The sequence below is a fragment of the Aromatoleum tolulyticum genome, from assembly GCF_900156155.1.
GTDB lineage: Bacteria > Pseudomonadota > Gammaproteobacteria > Burkholderiales > Rhodocyclaceae > Aromatoleum > Aromatoleum tolulyticum.
Genome location: NZ_FTMD01000010.1, coordinates 18,315 through 36,274 on the forward strand (window position 1 = coordinate 18,315; position 17,960 = coordinate 36,274).

Sequence of the window (17,960 nt, forward strand, 5' to 3'; positions counted from 1 at the left end):
CATGTCTTGCTGGTTGTAATTACTCACGAGTACCGTCGATACCGAACACGGCCGTGGTCATGGCCGCAGCCGTTGGGGACTTTAAGGCCGACCACCCGAACCCCGATATCCGGTAAACGCCTAATTCTTTTGTAATCGGCCTGTCTGAACCTTTTTTGTAATCGGCGTGGCCGAACCGTTAGAAGCCCTGCTCATGCGGCACATTGCAGGATGCGGGCCTTGGCGCGCATCTCCTCGTATTCGTCGTGCGCGACCGAATCGGCCGTGATGCCACCGCCGACGCCGTATTCGGCCCGGCCGGTGAGTCCGTCGAGCGCCAGCGTGCGGATCGCAACGTTGAAGATCGCGTCGCCGCCGGGTTTGAGCAGGCCGATCGCGCCGCAGTAGATGCCGCGCGGCGCGGCTTCGAGGCCGGCGATGATCTCCATCGCCTTGATCTTGGGCGCGCCGGTGATCGAGCCGCAGGGGAAGAGCGCGGCGAAGATGTCCGCGAGGCCGGCGTCCGGCCGCAGCTCGGCCGACACGGTCGAGGTCATCTGGAACACGGTCGGATAGGTCTCGACGGAAAACAGATGCGGCACGCTGACGGTGTGCGGGCGCGCGACCCGCGACATGTCGTTGCGGATGAGATCCACGATCATCAGGTTCTCGGCGCGATTCTTCTCCGACGCGGCCAGCGCCTCGGCGTGCCGTGCGTCCTGCCCGGGACTGCTGCCGCGCGCGAGCGTGCCCTTCATCGGCTTCGAGATCAGGCGGTCGCCGTCGCGGCGGAAAAAGAGCTCGGGCGACAGCGACAGGATGCGGTGGCGCCCGAGGTCGAGCAGCGCGCAGTAGCCGGTCGGCTGGCCCGCGCGCAGGTGCGCGTAGAGCGCGCGATGGTCGCCGTCGAAGCGGCCGTGCAGACGGATCGTGTGGTTGATCTGATAGACGTCGCCGGCGCGGATGTGGTCGAGGATGCGGCCGATGTCCGCGTCGTAGCGTTCGCGTTCGACGCCGGGCTGCCAGCCGTCGCAGCGCACCGCGGCGGGCGTCGGCTCGTCCGTGTCCACGGGCGCGTCGAACACGCCGAACCACGCCAGCGGCAACTCCGGACGCTGGCGGAAGCGGAACGCCGGGTCGAAGGCGGCGCCTGCCTCGTAGCAGACGAAACCGGCCACCCACGCCCCGGAGCGTGCCAGCGCGTCGGCCCGCGCGAGCACCGCACGCACTTCCTGCGGCTCGCGCGCGACGAGCTGCTCGCGCGGCGCAGCGAAATGCAGCGGCGTGGCGCCGGTGGCATCCGCCGGGAAGTCGAAGCGCAGCTTCACCATCACGTTCAGAGCAGACCGCCCACGGCGGTCAGCGGTCGGGCGTCGGACTGGTTCGATGCCGCCGCAAGAACATCCACCGACTGCTTCCGCCGCCGTTGCTCGCTTGCGCGCACATGTTCGCCGCGGTTCGCCGTGCGTTCGATGCCGATCGCGGTCGCGTAGCGGCTAACGCGCTGCTTGTAGAGGCCGACCGACACTTCCTGCACGCGCGGGTCGAGACCGAAGGCGAAATCGAAGACCTCGTTGACGCGCGTCTCCAGCAGCGGCGTATGCGCGCTGCGCGGCCATTCGGTCGCGAGCCAGCGGCACAGCGGTTCGTAGTCGAGGCAGTCGTCGAGCCCGTCCGGCACGGCCGGCGCGAGGCCGGTCAGGGTCACGGACACCCACACCGGCTGCGGCTCGTACTCGTCCTCGTAGATGCCCACCGCGAGGCGGGTCTCGAGGCGTTCGATCTTCACGCTCCAGATCGCATTCATCGTCATCAGCCTCCGATCACGCCGTGCGCCTGCAGGTCGGCGTGGTAGGACGAACGCACCATGGGGCCGGAGGCGACGTGGCGGAAGCCCATCTTTTCGCCGACGACGCGCAGCTCGTCGAATTCGGCCGGCGTGACGTAGCGGCGCACCGGCAGGTGGTGCAGGCTGGGCTGCAGGTATTGCCCGATCGTGACCATGTCGACGTTGTGGGCGCGCAGGTCGGCCAGGGTCGCCTCGATCTCCTCGCGCGTCTCGCCCACGCCCAGCATCAGGCCGGACTTGGTCGCGACGTTCGGGTGGCGCTCCTTGAAGCGCGCGAGCAGGTCCAGCGAGTGTTCGTAGTCCGCGCCGGGGCGCACTTCGCGATAGAGGCGCGGCACCGTCTCGATGTTGTGATTGAAGACGTCGGGCGGAACGGCCGTCAAAACGTCCAGCGCGAGGTCGACCCGGCCACGGAAGTCCGGGGTCAGGACTTCGACGGTGATGCCGGGGTTGGCGGCGCGCGTCTCGCGGATGCAGTCGGCAAAGTGCTGCGCGCCGCCGTCGCGCAGGTCGTCGCGGTCCACCGAGGTGATCACGACGTATTTCAGGCGCATGCCGCCGACGGTCTGCGCGAGGTTCTTCGGTTCTTCCGGATCCAGCGGCAGCGGGCGGCCGTGGCCCACGTCGCAGAACGGACAGCGTCGCGTGCAGATCGCCCCCATGATCATGAAGGTCGCCGTGCCGTGGTTGAAGCACTCGCCCAGGTTCGGGCAGTTGGCTTCCTCGCACACGGTGTGCAGGCGGTTTTCGCGCAGCGTGCCGGTGAGCTGGCGCACGCTCTTCGTGCCGCGGAAGGCGGCGCGGATCCATTCCGGCTTGCGCAGCTGCTGCGCCGGCGTGATCGGGATGATCTTGACCGGGATGCGTGCGGTCTTCTCTGCGCCGCGCAGCTTGAGGCCGGTCTGGGGGGTGGGGGTGCTTGCGTTCTGCATGGGAGGACTCCGGCGGGCGGTCCGGCGAGTGCCGGGCCGCCCGGTGGGGCATCAGCCGCGGTAGTAGCGCTGCGGCACGAAGGGGGTGCTGGCGACTTCGACCGGGACCGGCTTGCCGCGCACCATCGCGGAGAGCTGGGTGCCGACCTTGGCGAGCGCGGTTTCGACGTAGCCCATCGCGACCGGCGCTTCCAGCGTCGGGCCGAAGCCGCCGCTGGTCACGACGCCGACCTTGCGGCCGTCCGCGTCGACGATCTCGGCGCCTTCACGCACCGGCACGCGGGCGTTCGGACGCAGGCCGACGCGCTTGCGCGACACGCCGTTGGCGATGTGGCCGAGGATCACGTCGGCGCCGGGGTAGCCGCCCGCGCGCGCGCCGTCGGCACGGCGCGGCTTGGACAGCGCCCACAGCAGGCTGCTTTCGACCGGTGAGGTATTCACGTCGAGGTCGTGGCCGTACAGGCACAGGCCGGCTTCGAGGCGCAGCGAGTCGCGCGCGCCGAGGCCGATCGGGGCGACTTCCGGGTGGCTCAGCAGCTCGCGCGCCAGGGCCTCGGCCTTGTCGGCCGGCACCGAGATCTCGAAGCCGTCCTCGCCGGTGTAGCCCGAGCGGCTGATGTAGCACGGCACGCCGACGAGGTTCACGGTCGCGGTGTTCATGAACACCATCTTGGCGGTTTCCGGTGCGAGGCGGGCCATCACGGCACCGGCGGCTGGCCCCTGCAGCGCGAGCAGCGCGCGGTCTTCGAGCACCTCGACCTTGCAGCGGCCGGACAGGTGCTTCTGCATGTGGGCGATGTCCTGCGCCTTGCACGCGGCGTTAACCACGACGAACAGGCGGTCGCCGAAGTTCGCGACCATCAGGTCGTCCATGACGCCGCCGGTGTCGTTGGTGAACAGCGCGTAACGCTGCATGCCCTGCGGCAGATCGATGATGTCGACCGGCACCAGCGTCTCGAGCGCTGCGGCGGCCTCGGGGCCGACGAGGAAGACCTGGCCCATGTGCGACACGTCGAACAGGCCGGCCTGCGTGCGGGTGTGGGTGTGTTCCTTGATGATCCCCGTCGGGTACTGCACCGGCATCTCGTAACCGGCGAAGGGCACCATCTTGGCGCCGAGGGACACGTGCAGGTCGTACAGCGGGGTGCGCAGCAGCGGCGCGTCGGAGTGGTTGTCGCTCATCATGCTTCCTTTACTGGGTATCACGGGTCATCAACATTCGATGACGTTCACGGCGAGGCCGCCGCGGGCGGTTTCCTTGTACTTCAACTTCATGTCGGCGCCGGTTTCGCGCATGGTCTTGATGACCTTGTCGAGCGAGACGAAATGTTTGCCGTCGCCACGCAGCGCCATGCGTGCGGCGTTGATCGCCTTGATCGAGGCCATCGCGTTGCGCTCGATGCAGGGCACCTGGACCAGACCGCCGACGGGGTCGCAGGTCAGGCCCAGGTTGTGCTCCATTCCGATCTCGGCGGCATTCTCCACCTGCTCGGGCGTTCCGCCCAGCACTTCGGCGAGTGCACCGGCCGCCATCGAGCACGCGACGCCGACCTCGCCCTGGCAGCCGACCTCGGCACCGGAGATCGAGGCGTTTTCTTTATAGAGGATGCCGATCGCCGCGGCGGTGAGCAGGAAACGGATCACGCCCTCCTCGCTCGCACCCGAAATGAAGCGGCTGTAGTAGTGCATCACGGCGGGCACGATGCCGGCCGCGCCGTTGGTCGGAGCCGTGACGACGCGGCCGCCGGTGGCGTTTTCTTCATTGACGGCGAGCGCGTACAGGTTGATCCAGTCCATCGTCGTCAGCGGGTCGCGCAGGCTGGCTTCGGGGGCGCTGGAGAGCTTGCGGTACATCTCGGCGGCGCGGCGCTTCACCTGCAGGCCGCCGGGCATGATGCCTTCCTTCTCGCAGCCGCGGCGCACGCACCGCTGCATCACGTCCCAGATGCGCAGCAGGCCCGCACGCGTTTCCGCGTCGGTGCGCCACGCGCGTTCGTTTTCGAGCATCAGCTGGCTGATCGAAAGATTCTTCTCGCGGCACTGAGCCAGCAGCGCGTCGCCGCTGTGGAACGGATGCGCGAGCGGGGTCGTGTCGGCGACGATGCGGTCGGCACCGGCGGCGTCCTCATCGACGACGAAGCCGCCGCCGACCGAGTAATACACCTTGCTCGTGAGCGTTTCGCCGGCAGCATCGAAGGCCGTGATGCGCATCCCGTTCGGATGGAAGGGCAGCGACTGGCGACGGTGCATCACCAGATGTTCGCGCTCCGTGAACGCGATCGGATGTTCGCCGGCGAGGAGCAGGCGCTGCTCGCCGCGGATGCGCGCGAGCTTGCTGTCAACCTGCTCCGTATCGACGAGATCCGGCGCTTCGCCCTCGAGACCGAGAAGCACGGCCTTGTCGCTGCCGTGCCCCTTGCCGGTCGCGCCGAGGGAACCGAACAGTTCGGCCTTCACGCTTCCGACCCGTGCGAGCCGGCCGGATTCCTTGAGCCCGTTCGCAAAGACCTGCGCCGCGCGCATCGGCCCCACGGTGTGGGACGACGACGGCCCGATGCCGATCTTGAACAGGTCGAAAACGCTGACGGCCATGCCGGATTACCTCGAGGTTTCGGTTGCGAGCATGCCGTTCGCACGGGCGGCACGTGACTTGGAGATCAGGTAGCCCGCGGTCAGCAGCGCGAACCAGACCGGAGCGACGTACAGCGCCACGCGGGTGCCGGCGTCCATCGCCAGGAACACGACCACCAGGGCCAGGAAGGCGAGCACGAACCAGTTGGCGAACGGCGCACCGGGCATGCGGAAGAACACCGCGGTGGCGACGCCCTGCTTCACTGCCTGGCGGTACTTGAGGTGCGACCAGACGATGATGCCCCAGGTCCACACGGCGCCGACGGTAGCGATGCTGGTGACATAGACGAAGGCTTCCTCGGGCACGACGTAGTTGAGCGCGACGCCGACCAGCATGAACAGCGCGGACAGCGTGATCGCAGCGGCCGGAACGTGGCTCTTGCTCACCTTGCCGAGCGCGGCCGGAGCCTGCCTGAACTGCGCGAGGGTGTAGAGCATGCGGCCGGTACTGAAGATGCCGCTGTTGCACGACGACGCCGCCGCGGTGATGACCACGAAGTTGATGATGCCTGCCGCCGCCGGGATGCCGATCTTCTCGAACACGGTCACGAAGGGGCTCATGTTCGGGTTGAGTTCGTTCCAGGGGACGAGCGACATCAGCACGATCAGCGCGCCGATGTAGAAGATCAGGATGCGGTAGGTGACGCTGTTGGTGGCGTGCGGCAGCACCTTCTCGGGGTTCTGCGCCTCGCCCGCGGTGACGCCGATCAGCTCCACGCCGGTGTAGGCGAAGCAGGCTATCTGCAAGGTCAGCACGACCCCCACCATGCCCATCGGCGCGAAGCCGCCGTGCGACCACAGGTTGGAGAAGCTCGCGGTCTTGCCGAGGTCGCCGACGCCGAAGATGATGATGACGAGGCCGATCACCAGCATCGCGACGATGGTCAGCACCTTGATGATGGCGAACCAGAATTCCATCTCGCCGAACACCTTCACGGCAATCAGGTTGGCGCCGTACAGCACGACCAGCGTGACGAGCGCCGGTATCCACTGGGGGATGTCGGGAAACCAGTAGTGGAAATACACGCCGACGGCGGTCAGTTCCGCCATGCCGGTGACGACCCAGGTGAACCAGTAGGTCCAGCCGGTGACGAAGCCGGCCCACGGGCTGACGTATTCTTCGGCATAGGTCGCGAACGAACCCGCCACGGGGCGGTGAATCAGCAGCTCACCGAGCGCCCGCATGATGAAAAATACCGCGAGGCCGGCGAGCGCATAGGTCAGCAGCAGCGCGGGGCCGGCCTTGCTGATGGCCTTGGCCGAGCCGAGAAACAGGCCCACGCCGATCGCTCCGCCGATGGCGATGAGCTGGATGTGCCGGTCCTTGAGGCCTCGTTCGAGGTCCTTCCCTTCGTGTCGCTGCTCCTCATCGAGCATGTCGCTGATACGTGTCATCCTTCCCTTCCTCGGTTAGTTCAACGGTCTCTCTCTGGCGTTGGAAAGCGGCGCCCGCAGGCGCCGCATTTATATTTTTTTTATTTGCCGTAGACCGGGAAACGGGCGCACAGCGCGGACACCTTCGCGCGCACTGCGTCGATCACCGCGGGGTTCTCGAGGTCGTCGAGGATGTCGCAGATCCAGCCGGCCAGCTGCGTGACCTCGGCGATGCCGAAGCCGCGGGTGGTCGCCGCGGGCGTTCCGATGCGGATGCCGCTGGTCACGAACGGCGACTGCGGATCGTTGGGCACGGTGTTCTTGTTCACCGTGATGTGCGCCGCGCCGAGCGCCGCATCGGCGGCCTTGCCGGTGATGCCCTTGGCGATCAGGTCGACGAGGAAGAGGTGGTCGTCGGTACCGCCCGACACGATCCTGTAGCCGCGCTCGAGGAACACGCCGGCCATCGCGCGGGCGTTGGCAATCACCTGCTTCTGGTAGTCCTTGAAGGACGGATCCAGCGCTTCCTTGAACGCCACCGCCTTGGCCGCGATGACGTGCATCAGCGGGCCGCCCTGCGTGCCGGGGAAGACCATCGAGGCGATCTTCTTCTCGATGTCCGCATTGGCACGGCCAAGGATGATGCCGCCGCGCGGGCCGCGCAGCGTCTTGTGCGTGGTGCTGGTGACGATGTCGGCGAAGGGCACCGGGCTGGGGTACAGGCCGGCGGCGACGAGGCCGGCGACGTGCGCCATGTCGACGAAGAGCAGCGCGCCGACCTTGTCGGCGATCGCGCGGAAGCGCGGGAAGTCGAGGTGACGCGCGTAGGCCGAGAAGCCGGCGACGATCATCTTCGGCTTGCACTCGACGGCGAGCGCCTCGAGCGCGTCGTAGTCGATCACGCCGTCGTCGGTGACGCCGTACTGCACCGCGTTGAAGATCTTGCCGGAGAAGTTCACCTTCGCGCCGTGCGTGAGGTGGCCGCCGTGCGCGAGGCTCATGCCGAGGATGGTGTCACCCGGCTGCAGCAGCGCGAAATACACCGCGGCGTTGGCCTGCGAGCCGGAGTGCGGCTGGACATTGACCCAATCCGCGCCGAACAGCTGCTTCGCGCGGTCGATGGCGAGCTGCTCGACGACGTCGACATGCTCGCAGCCGCCGTAGTAGCGCTTGCCCGGATAGCCTTCCGCGTACTTGTTGGTGAGCACCGTACCTTGCGCCTGCATCACGCGCGGGCTGGCGTAGTTCTCGGACGCGATCAGCTCGATGTGGTCTTCCTGGCGGTCACGTTCGGATTCGATGGCCCCCCACAGGTCGGGGTCGAAGCCGGCAATCTCCATTTGCTTGTCAAACATGCGTGTACTCCGGAATGAATTTCGGGACAGGTGTCAGTGCGTCACGTCGGGACAGGAACCGCCGACGAGTCCATTCGCAGCGTGTGCCCGGGACGTGGTATTCAGCGGACCGCGGGGCGAGACGCCGCCCGCGGCCCCGCGGCTGCGTGCGAACGCGCGCGCGCCGCGGGAATGCTCCTGGAGGAACATGACGAGGCGCCGCGGCGGCAGGCGGTGCTCGATCAGTCGGCGGACTCGCCCTCGAGGTTGAGATCCACCATTAGCTCGTTCGCCAGCGTTTCCAGCTCGGCTTTCAGGACTGCCGGCTCGACGGACGCCGGCAGCTGCACTTCGATGCTGGCGCGGAACAACGGCTCGCCGCTGAACGATGCGTTCTCGCAGGCGGTTTCGAGCTTGCTGATACTCGCGCCGTGACGCGCCAGCGCAGCCGAGATCTCGCGCACGATGCCCGGACGGTCGTGGCCGACCAGGGTGAAATTCGTCGTGCGCGCCGTACCCGCGACCGGTGCCGCAGCGCCCCGCTCGATCGTCAGGCGCAGACCTTCCGCTTCGAGTTCGCGCAGCGCCGCCTCGAGCTTGCCGGCATCGGCCTCGGCGACTTCCAGGCGCACGATGCCCGCGAACTTGCCGGCGAGCTGCGCCATGCTGCTCTCCAGCCAGTTCGCGCCGCACGCGGCGGCACGCGCCGCCAGCGCATTCACGAGGCCCGGACGATCCGTGCCGATCAAGGTGATGACGAGAGATGCGTTCATGTCCTCGGCTCCTGTGGTTGGTATGCTTTATTCGTAGTCCGACATCGGCGGGCATGCACACACGAGATTGCGGTCGCCATACACGTTGTCGACCCGGCCGACCGGCGACCAGTACTTGTTCGCGCGCAGGCTGGCGAGCGGATACACGGCCTGTTCGCGGCTGTATGGGTGCGTCCATTCGCCGGCGATCGCTTCGGCGGTATGGGGGGCGTTGACCAGCGGATTGTCCCTGGCGTCGAATTCGCCGCTGCCGACCTTGGCGATCTCCTCGCGGATCGCGATCATCGCGTCGCAGAAGCGGTCGAGCTCTTCCTTGGACTCGCTCTCGGTCGGCTCGATCATCAGCGTGCCGGGCACCGGGAAGGACATCGTCGGCGCGTGGAAGCCGAAGTCGATCAGGCGCTTGGCGACGTCATCGACGCTGATGCCGGTCGCGTCCTTAAGGGGACGCAGGTCGAGGATGCACTCGTGCGCGACCATGCCGTTCTCGCCGCGGTACAGCACCGGGTAGTGCGCATCGAGGCGCTTGGCGATGTAGTTGGCGTTGAGGATCGCCATCGTCGTCGCGTGACGCAGCCCATCGCGGCCCATCAGCGTGATGTAGGTCCAGGTGATCGGCAGGATGCTGGCGCTGCCCCACGGCGCGGCCGCAACGGCGCCGATGCCCTTGAGGCCAGCCGCGGCGTGGCCCGGCAGGAAGGGCGCAAGGTGCGACTTGACGCCGATCGGGCCGACGCCCGGTCCGCCGCCGCCGTGCGGGATGCAGAAGGTCTTGTGCAGGTTCAGGTGCGACACGTCGCCGCCGAACTTGCCCGGGGCGCACAGGCCGACCATCGCGTTCATGTTGGCGCCGTCGATGTACACCTGGCCGCCGTAGGAGTGCACGATCTCGGTGATCTCGCGCACCGCCGTCTCGAACACGCCATGCGTCGAGGGGTAGGTGATCATGATCGCGGCGAGCTTGTCGGCGTGCTGCTCGGCCTTGGCCTTCAGGTCGGCGACGTCGACGTTGCCATTCTCGTCGCAGGCGACGACCACCACGCGCATGCCGGCCATGTTCGCCGTCGCGGGGTTGGTGCCGTGCGCGGAGCTCGGGATCAGGCACACGTCGCGGTGCGCCTCATTGCGGCTCGCGTGGTAGGCGCGGATCGCCAGCAGACCGGCGTATTCGCCCTGTGAACCGGCGTTCGGCTGCAGCGACACGGCGTCGTAGCCGGTGCAGGCGCACAGCATCTGCTCCAGTTCGGCGGTGAGCTGGGCGTAGCCCTGGGCCTGGTCCGCCGGAGCGAAGGGATGCACGCCGCCGAACTCGCGCCAGGTGACGGGGATCATTTCGGTGGTGGCGTTCAGCTTCATCGTGCACGAGCCCAGCGGGATCATCGTGCGGTCGAGCGCCAGGTCCTTGTCCGCGAGTGCGCGCAGGTAGCGCAGCATCTTGGTTTCGGATTGGTACAGGCTGAAAACCGGGTGCGTCAGGAAGGCGGAGGTGCGGAGTTGACCGGCCGGCAGGGCCTCGGGCGCGAGGTTCTCGACGTCGGCAAAATTTGGCAACTGAGCGGGCACCGCCGCGCCGTTGGCGAACACCGCCCACAGCGCCTCGACGTCGGCGCGGGTCGTGGTCTCGTCGAGCGAGATGCCCACGGTCATCGCGTCGATCTCGCGCAGGTTCATTTCACGGGCACGCGCGGCGGCATGCACGGCGGCCGCGTCGGCGACGCGCACGGCGATGGTGTCGAAGAACGCGTTCGTCACCACGTCGGCGCCGACGCGGCGCAGGCCGGCAGCCAGCGTCGCGGTCATGCGATGCACGCGACGGGCGATCGTCGTCAGCCCCTTCGGGCCGTGGTAGCAGGCGTACAGGCTCGCCATCACCGCCAGCAGCACCTGCGCGGTGCAGATGTTGGAGGTGGCCTTCTCGCGGCGGATGTGCTGTTCGCGCGTCTGCATCGCGAGGCGGTAGGCCTTCTTGCCGTGGCTGTCGATCGACACGCCGACGACGCGGCCCGGCATCACGCGCTTGTGCGCATCGAGGGTGGCGAAGTACGCGGCGTGCGGGCCGCCGTAGCCCAGCGGGATGCCGAAGCGCTGCGTCGTGCCGATCGCGACATCGGCGCCGAGCTCGCCCGGCGACTTGAGCAGCGTCAGCGCGAGCAGGTCCGCGGCGACGACGACCAGCGCCTTCTTGGCGTGGGCGGCGGCGACGATGCCGGCGTAGTCGATCACTTCGCCGGTGCTGGCCGGATACTGCAGCAGCACGCCGAAGAATTCATGCTGGTCGAGCTCGGTCGCGGGGTTGCCGACGATCACTTCGAAGCCCAGCGGCTCGGCGCGGGTGCGCACGACCTCGATGGTCTGCGGGTGGCAGTCGCTCGAGACGAAGAAGGCCTTGGCCGGGTTCTTCGACAGGCGCTGGCAGAAGGTCATCGCTTCGGCCGCCGCGGTCGCCTCATCGAGCAGCGAGGCGTTGGCGATCTCCATGCCGGTCAGGTCAGTGATCATGGTCTGGAAGTTGAGCAGCGCTTCCAGACGGCCCTGCGAGATTTCCGGCTGATACGGCGTGTAGGCGGTGTACCAGGCCGGGTTCTCGAGGACGTTGCGCAGCACGACACCCGGCGTGTAGGTGTCGTAATAGCCCGCACCGATGAAGGAACGGAACACCCGGTTCTTCCCCGCGATCCCGCGCAGCAGCGCGAGCGCGTCGGCTTCGGTCCGGCCCTCGGGGAGGGAGAGGGGCGAGGGCGACAGGATCGAAGCCGGGATCACCTTGTCGATGAGCTGGTCGAGCGAATCGAGACCGAGCGCGGCAAGCATCGCCTGCGTTTCGGTCGCATCCGGGCCGACATGGCGGCCGACGAAATCATCGCGCTGCTCGAGTTGTGCGAGCGTCGCGGGGAAGCGGGTGTCGTTCATGTTCATGGCTTGGGCAGTGTCCGGAAGTGGATCGATCAGGCGGTCAGCTTGTCGTAGGCAGCCTGGTCGAGCAGCCCGGACAGCGCGGACGGATCGTCGAGGCGAACGCGGATGAACCAGCCCTCGCCCATCGGGTCTTCATTGACCGTCGCCGGAGCGTCGGCCAGTGCGCCGTTGACTTCGACGACGGTGCCGGCCAGCGGCATCTTCAGTTCGCCAGCGGCTTTCACCGATTCGATGACCGCGGCTTCGTCACCAGCGGCAAAACTCGCGCCGACGTCCGGCAACTGCACGAAGACGATGTCGCCCAGCGCGTTCTGCGCGTAGTCGGTGATGCCGACCGTGGCGACGTCGCCCTCGACGCGCAGCCACTCGTGGTCTTCGGTGAATTTGATCGTGCTCATGAGGTCTCCAGGTTCGTGTGGATGGATGCAAGGGTCTGCTTCAGTGACGGCACGGATGTTATCAACCGGTTGACATGAGCGATTTTGATAGTTGAAATGAAATCATTAATTGCACAAATGACCGGCGCACAATGCAAAACATCCCCACCGAACTGCTGCGCACCTTCGTGAAGGCCGTCGATACGGGCAGCTTCACGCGCGCCGGCGAGATCGTCGGACGCACGCAGTCCGCCGTGAGCCTGCAGATCAGGCGCCTGGAAGAGATGCTCGACGCACCGCTGTTCGTGCGCGGCACGCACCGCGTGAAGCTCACCGAGGAAGGGGCGACGCTGGCCGGGTACGCGCGGCGGATGCTGGCGCTGAACGACGAGGCGGTGAGCAGCCTGCGCCGCCCCAAGGTCGCCGGCAGCGTGCGTTTGGGTGCGCCGCACGAGTACACCGCCTCGCTGCTGCCGGTGATCCTCGGCAAGTTCGCCCAGTCGCACCCCGGCGTGATGCTCGAAGTGACCTGCGACCTGAGCAAGAACCTGCTCGCGCGGCAGGAGAAAGGCGAATTCGACCTCGTGATCGCCCTGCACGACGACCCCGAAGAGCGCGGCGGCACCAAGGTGCTCACCGAGCAGCTGGTGTGGATCACCAGCCTCGACCACGAGCGCCACACGCAGCGGCCGCTGTCGCTGGTGGTCGCACCGCCGCCGTGCATCTACCGCAACCGCGTGCTGCAGACGCTCGGCCGCCAGCAGCGCCCCTGGCGCATCGCCTACATGAGCTCCAGCTACAGCGGCATTATCGCCGCCGTGCGCGCCGGCCTGGGGGTCACCCTGCTGGCCGGCAGCACCGTGCCCGAAGGGGTGCGGGCGCTGGGCGAGCGCGACGGCTTCCCCGCGATGGGGCAGCTGGACGTGCGGCTGTACGAGCGGACGGAAAGCGCGACCGAGGCGGTGCGCTGCCTCGCGGACTACATCACGAGCAGCTTTGCCTCGTCCGACGGCGCGCGCGGCGGCGGATCGGCACCGTCAGGCGCGCAGATGGCGGGCGAATAGCGCCGCCAGCGGCCGCGCCGCGACGCTCAGCGGCATCCCGCGCAGGCTCAGGATGCCGAGCGACATCGGCGGCGGCAGCGGTTCGACGGCGAATTCCTGCAGCCCCGCGCCGAAAATCGAATCGCGTATCAGCACCGTCGGGCCGAAACCGATGTGGTCGGTTCGCCGCATGAGCTCGAGCATCAGCGTGGGCGAGGCGCAACGCACGGTACTGGCCGGCACGTCGATGCCGTTGGCCTCGAGCCAGTTCACGAGGTGACTGCCCTGGCTGGCCCCGGTCAGGTTCAGCACCCAGCTCGCGCCGCGCAGTTCCGCCCATGTGCGTGCCGCGGCGAGCGGATGGCCGATACGGCCCGCGGGCGAGGCCGGGATCTGCGCAAGGGGCTCGAAATCCACTTCGTAGGGAAGATCCTGCGCATTGGCGAGCGCCACCGCGAAATCCAGGCGCCCTTCGATGATGCCGGGCACCACGTTCGTCAGCAGCCCCTCTTCCAGGCTCAGCGCGGCATCCGGCTGGATACGGCGGAATTCGGCCAGCACGCGCGCCAGCACCGTCGCTGCGACCAGCGGCGTCAGCGCGACGGCGATGCGCGCGCCCGCCCCGCCGCGCAGCAGCCGGACCTCCTCGCGCGCCTTCTCCAGCGTCGCCAGCGCCAGCCGCGCACGCACCAGCAGCGCCTGGCCGGCGGGCGTGAACACCACGCCCTTGTAGCTGCGCGTCAGCAGCTCCGCCCCCACGTCCTCCTCCAGTTCGCGCAACGCCTTCGTCAGCGCGCTCTGGCTGAGATGCATCACCCGCGCTGCCGCCCGGATCGAGCCGGCATCGGCAACCTGCACGAGCGCCTTCAATTGATGGTCCTTCATCGCTGCAAGTGATTACCCATAGTTGTCACCCCGGAAAAAGTACCGCCTTCCGCGATCGGTAGCAAATCCTATTATCAATCCATGAATACGACTGATCGCATCCTCCCCGACGAGGCCGCCATGAAGACCTGGCGGCGTGCCATCCACCAGCATCCCGAGCTCGGCTTCGACGAGTTCGAGACCAGCCGCCTGGTCGCCGAGCAGCTCCGCCAAGCGGGCTTCGAGGTGCATGCCGGCATCGCCACGACCGGCGTCGTCGGCACGCTGAGGTGGGGAAAAAGCGGGAGCAACAGCGGGGGCAACGGCGAGAGTCACAGCGGCCCGCGCCTGGGGCTGCGCGCCGACATGGACGCGCTGCCGATCCACGAGGAGACCGGCCTGCCGTGGGCGAGCCGCAATCCCGGCCGGATGCACGCCTGCGGCCACGACGGCCACACCGCGATCCTGCTCGGCGCCGCGCAGGTGTTCGGACGCCTGCACAGCGAAGGCCGCCTGCCCGGCAGCGGCACCCTGAACCTGATCTTCCAGCCCGCCGAGGAACTGGGCGGCGGCGGCGGCGCCAAGCGCATGCTCGAAGAAGGCCTGTTCGAGCGCTTCCCCTGCGATGCGATCTTCGCCCTGCACAACTTCCCCGGCGTGCCGACCGGCCACTTCCGCTTCCGCCCCGGCCCCTTCATGGCCTCGTCGGACAAGGTGCTGATCCGCTTCGACGGCAAGGGCGGCCACGGCGCGCTGCCGCATCTCGCCCTCGACCCGACGCTGCCGGCAGCGGCGACCGTGCTGGCGCTGCAGACCATCGTCGGGCGCAACGTCGATCCGGTCGACATGGCGGTGGTCAGCGTCGGCCGCATGTCAGCCGGCAAGGTCTACAACGTGATCCCCGAGACGGCCGAACTCGAACTGAGCGTGCGCGCGCTGCGCCCCGAAGTGCGCGACCGCCTGGAACAGCGCATCTGCGAGCTGGCCCGAGGACAGGCCGCAGCCCACGGCGTCGCCTGCGACATCCGTTACGAGCGCGGCTACCCGGTGCTGATCAACAGCGCCGAGCAGGTGCGCTTCGCGACGGAGGTCGCACGCGAGCTGGTCGGCGCCGACAAGGTCGACGGCAACGCCCCGCCGCTGTCCGGCAGCGAGGACTTCGCCTTCATGCTGCAGCAGGTGCCCGGCTGCTACCTGCTGATCGGCAACGGCGACAACGGCTTCGCCGGCGGCGAACACCTCGGGCCGTGCAGCGTGCACAACCCGCACTACGACTTCAACGACGCCTGCCTCGCACCGGGCGCCACCTTCTGGGTGGCACTGGCGAACCGCTTCTTCGGCGGCTGAGCGCCGGGCGGCACCGCACCCCAAAACGACAATACAGACTCATCAAGAGGAGACACGCATCATGAGCAGCAGCACCGCAGCGCCGCGCGCGCGCCAGATCGTCGCAGCCGTCATCGGCAACGCGCTGGAATGGTACGACTTCATTGTCTTCGGCTTCCTCGCCGTGGTGATCTCGCGCCTGTTCTTCCCCGCGGACAGCGAGTACAGCTCGCTGCTGATGGCGACCGCGACCTTCGGCGTGGGCTTCTTCATGCGCCCGGTCGGCGGCGTCCTGCTCGGCATCTACGCCGACCGCAAGGGACGCAAGGCCGCGCTGCAGCTCATCATCGCCATGATGACGGTGTCGATCGCGCTGATCGCCTTCGCCCCGCCCTACGCCGCGATCGGCCTCGCCGCGCCGCTGCTGATCGTGCTCGCACGCCTGCTGCAGGGCTTCGCCACCGGCGGCGAGTTCGCCAGCGCGACGTCCTTCCTGATCGAGAGCGCCCCGCCCAACAAACGGGGCCTGTACGGCTCGTGGCAGATGTTCGGCCAGGGCCTCGCGGTGTTTGCCGGCGCCGGAGTCACGGCGCTGATCACGCGCAACCTCTCGCCCGAGGCGCTCGACGCCTGGGGCTGGCGCATCCCGTTCATGATCGGCCTGCTGATCGGCCCGGTCGGCCTGTGGATCCGCCGCCACCTGGAAGAAACCGAGGCCTTCCTGGAGGCCCACAAGGCGCCGGCGGAAAAACAGTCGATCGCCCGCATGCTCAGGAACCACCTGCGCGAAGTCTTCGCGGTCATGGGCGTCACGGTTTGCGGCACGGTCGGCTTCTACGTGATCCTGGTCTACATGCCGACCTTCGCCACCAAGCAGCTCGGCATGGTGCTGTCGGATGCCTTCACCGCGCAGGTCATCGCGGTCGCGCTGATGACGATCCTGATGCCGGTGTTCGGCGCGCTGTCCGACCGCGTCGGCCGCAAGATCCTCGTCATCCTCGCCGCTGCAGGCCTGCTCGTCGCCTCCTACCCCCTGCTCTCGTGGGTCCATGCCGCCCCCTCGTTCGAACGGCTCGTCACGATGCAGATCGTGCTGTGCATCCTGCTCGCGGTCTTCTTCGGGCCGATTTCGGCGGTGATGGCGGAGCAGTTCCCGGCCGGCGTGCGCTCGACCGGTCTCGCCCTCGCCTACAACGTCGCCGTGATGGTGTTCGGCGGCTTCGCGCAGTTCATCGTCACCTGGCTGATCCACACCACCGGCCTCGCGATCGCCCCGGTGTTTTATGTCATGTTCGCGGCCGCGCTGGGCTTCGTCTCCGCCCTTTTCCTCACCGACCGCACGAAGGTCGCGCACCTCGCGGCGGTGGACGAGGAAATCCCCGCGCCCCATGCAGGACACGACGGCAGGGACGGCGTCATCCTTCCGCGCACCGCCGTCAATCGCGCCTGAAGCCGGCGCAAAAGGCCGCCCCCTCGGCCTTTTCCGTTCAGGTGAATAGCTCGCCGAGATTCACCGTCCCCCGGCTGCCGACATGCTGGCGCTGGGTGCGGATCCAGCGCGCGGCACGGACACGTCCGAGGTCGCGCAGTTCGTGCAGGAAGGCGCGCGCCGCGTTGAGCTTGCTGCCGCTGCCGCTCTCGGCCAGTTCCTGCGCCTCGATCATGTGAAAGCGCAGGCCCAGCAGCTTGCGCTCGAGACGCCCGTGCGGCACCCAGCCGCTGCCCGCCTCCAGATAGGCGCGGGCGTGCGCGATCATGCGCATCTCGCGCAGGAAGGTCGCCGAGAAGCCCATCTCCACCGTGCGGTCGGCGATCGCGCCAGCGCTGCGCGGTGCCGCGGCAATGCGCAGCGGATTGAGGAGCACGAGCAGGATGTCCGGCGTCTCGCATTCGTACATCAGCGGGTAGACCGCCGGATTGGCGCTGAAACCGCCGTCCCAGTAGGCCTCGCCGTCGATCTCGACGGCGTGGTGGATGGTCGGCAGGCAGGCCGACGCCAGTAGCATGTCCTCGGTGAGTTCGGCGGTGCGGAACAGGCGCACCTTGCCGGTCTGCACGCGCGTCGCGGCGATGAACAGGCGCAGGCGGCACTCGCGGCGCAGAAACTCGAAATCGAACTGCGCACGCACGACCTCGCGCAGCGGGTTCAACTCGAACGGATTGAACTGGTAGGGCGACAGCAGCCGCGTCATCCCCAGCATCATGCCAAGCGCATTGGGTAGTGCGCCGTTGCCATTGGGGTTCATGCTGTGCAGCAGGTCGAGCTCGAGCGGCGCGCTCGCCGCAACCGCCTCCCAGAAGCCGGACAGACTCGCGCGCGCGCCCTCGCCGCCGCCGCGCGTCCATCCCTGCGCCAGCGCCACCGCGTTCATCGCACCTGCGCTGGTGCCGCTGATGCCGTCGAGCCTCCAGCCCTCCTCCAGCAACCGGTCCAGCACGCCCCATGTGTAGGCGCCGTGCGCCCCGCCCCCCTGCAGCGCGAGGCTGATTGCGGGCAGCGCTTCACGCCTGCCCGACCACCATCGTTTGCGCAGCATGTTCCACTCCCTTCCATGCGCAGAA

Annotated in this window: 15 protein-coding genes; 3 read left to right on the forward strand and 12 right to left on the reverse strand. The window is 67.9% G+C overall.

The window, feature by feature from the left end:
- Positions 1–191: 191 nt before the first annotated feature.
- The 10 genes from pabB to gcvH all read right to left on the reverse strand — a co-directional run bounded on the left by pabB (position 192) and on the right by gcvH (position 12,186).
- The gene (pabB, locus tag BW991_RS15205; protein ID WP_076602967.1) at positions 192–1,310 is read right to left on the reverse strand and encodes an aminodeoxychorismate synthase component I; all 1,119 of its coding nucleotides are present in this window, start codon (positions 1,308–1,310) and stop codon (positions 192–194) included.
- Between the two features lie 5 nt (positions 1,311–1,315).
- Positions 1,316–1,786, reverse strand: a complete 471-nt coding sequence (locus BW991_RS15210) for a dihydroneopterin aldolase (RefSeq protein WP_139335949.1) — start codon at positions 1,784–1,786, stop codon at positions 1,316–1,318.
- Positions 1,787–1,791: 5 nt separating this feature from the next.
- Complete coding sequence (gene lipA / locus BW991_RS15215) at positions 1,792–2,760, reverse strand: lipoyl synthase (protein WP_076602969.1); 969 nt, start codon at positions 2,758–2,760, stop codon at positions 1,792–1,794.
- Positions 2,761–2,811: 51 nt separating this feature from the next.
- Complete coding sequence (gcvT, locus tag BW991_RS15220; RefSeq protein WP_076602970.1) at positions 2,812–3,942, reverse strand: glycine cleavage system aminomethyltransferase GcvT; 1,131 nt, start codon at positions 3,940–3,942, stop codon at positions 2,812–2,814.
- A gap of 30 nt (positions 3,943–3,972) precedes the next feature.
- Positions 3,973–5,352, reverse strand: a complete 1,380-nt coding sequence (locus tag BW991_RS15225; RefSeq protein ID WP_076602971.1) for an L-serine ammonia-lyase — start codon at positions 5,350–5,352, stop codon at positions 3,973–3,975.
- A gap of 6 nt (positions 5,353–5,358) precedes the next feature.
- Positions 5,359–6,786 (reverse strand): amino acid permease, encoded by a 1,428-nt coding sequence (locus BW991_RS15230; RefSeq protein WP_076602972.1) that lies wholly within the window; start codon positions 6,784–6,786, stop codon positions 5,359–5,361.
- A gap of 80 nt (positions 6,787–6,866) precedes the next feature.
- A complete protein-coding gene (glyA, locus tag BW991_RS15235; protein WP_076602973.1) occupies positions 6,867–8,120 on the reverse strand; it encodes a serine hydroxymethyltransferase in 1,254 nt (417 codons plus the stop codon).
- Between the two features lie 221 nt (positions 8,121–8,341).
- Positions 8,342–8,872 carry a glycine cleavage system transcriptional repressor gene (locus tag BW991_RS15240; RefSeq protein WP_076602974.1) on the reverse strand — a complete coding sequence of 177 codons (531 nt, stop codon included), beginning with the start codon at positions 8,870–8,872 and terminating at the stop codon, positions 8,342–8,344.
- Between the two features lie 27 nt (positions 8,873–8,899).
- Positions 8,900–11,788: an aminomethyl-transferring glycine dehydrogenase gene (gene gcvP / locus BW991_RS15245; protein WP_076602975.1), complete on the reverse strand. Its 2,889-nt coding sequence runs from the start codon at positions 11,786–11,788 to the stop codon at positions 8,900–8,902.
- Between the two features lie 29 nt (positions 11,789–11,817).
- A complete protein-coding gene (gene gcvH, locus BW991_RS15250; protein ID WP_076602976.1) occupies positions 11,818–12,186 on the reverse strand; it encodes a glycine cleavage system protein GcvH in 369 nt (122 codons plus the stop codon).
- A gap of 131 nt (positions 12,187–12,317) precedes the next feature.
- Between gcvH and BW991_RS15255 the strand changes: the two genes are divergently transcribed.
- Positions 12,318–13,229, forward strand: a complete 912-nt coding sequence (locus BW991_RS15255) for a LysR substrate-binding domain-containing protein (protein WP_076602977.1) — start codon at positions 12,318–12,320, stop codon at positions 13,227–13,229.
- On the opposite strand, the gene BW991_RS15260 is transcribed toward BW991_RS15255, so the two are convergent.
- On the reverse strand, positions 13,203–14,093 hold the full coding sequence (locus BW991_RS15260; RefSeq protein ID WP_076602978.1) for a LysR substrate-binding domain-containing protein: 891 nt from the start codon (positions 14,091–14,093) through the stop codon (positions 13,203–13,205). The two genes, BW991_RS15255 and BW991_RS15260, sit on opposite strands and share 27 nt — an antisense overlap.
- An 81-nt stretch (positions 14,094–14,174) precedes the next feature.
- Between BW991_RS15260 and BW991_RS15265 the strand changes: the two genes are divergently transcribed.
- Both BW991_RS15265 and BW991_RS15270 read left to right on the forward strand, forming a co-directional pair.
- On the forward strand, positions 14,175–15,419 hold the full coding sequence (locus BW991_RS15265; protein ID WP_076602979.1) for a M20 aminoacylase family protein: 1,245 nt from the start codon (positions 14,175–14,177) through the stop codon (positions 15,417–15,419).
- A 61-nt stretch (positions 15,420–15,480) separates the two neighbouring features.
- On the forward strand, positions 15,481–16,848 hold the full coding sequence (locus tag BW991_RS15270) for an MFS transporter (RefSeq protein ID WP_076602980.1): 1,368 nt from the start codon (positions 15,481–15,483) through the stop codon (positions 16,846–16,848).
- Between the two features lie 37 nt (positions 16,849–16,885).
- On the opposite strand, the gene BW991_RS15275 is transcribed toward BW991_RS15270, so the two are convergent.
- The gene (locus BW991_RS15275) at positions 16,886–17,935 is read right to left on the reverse strand and encodes a patatin-like phospholipase family protein (RefSeq protein ID WP_170879116.1); all 1,050 of its coding nucleotides are present in this window, start codon (positions 17,933–17,935) and stop codon (positions 16,886–16,888) included.
- Positions 17,936–17,960: the final 25 nt, after the last annotated feature.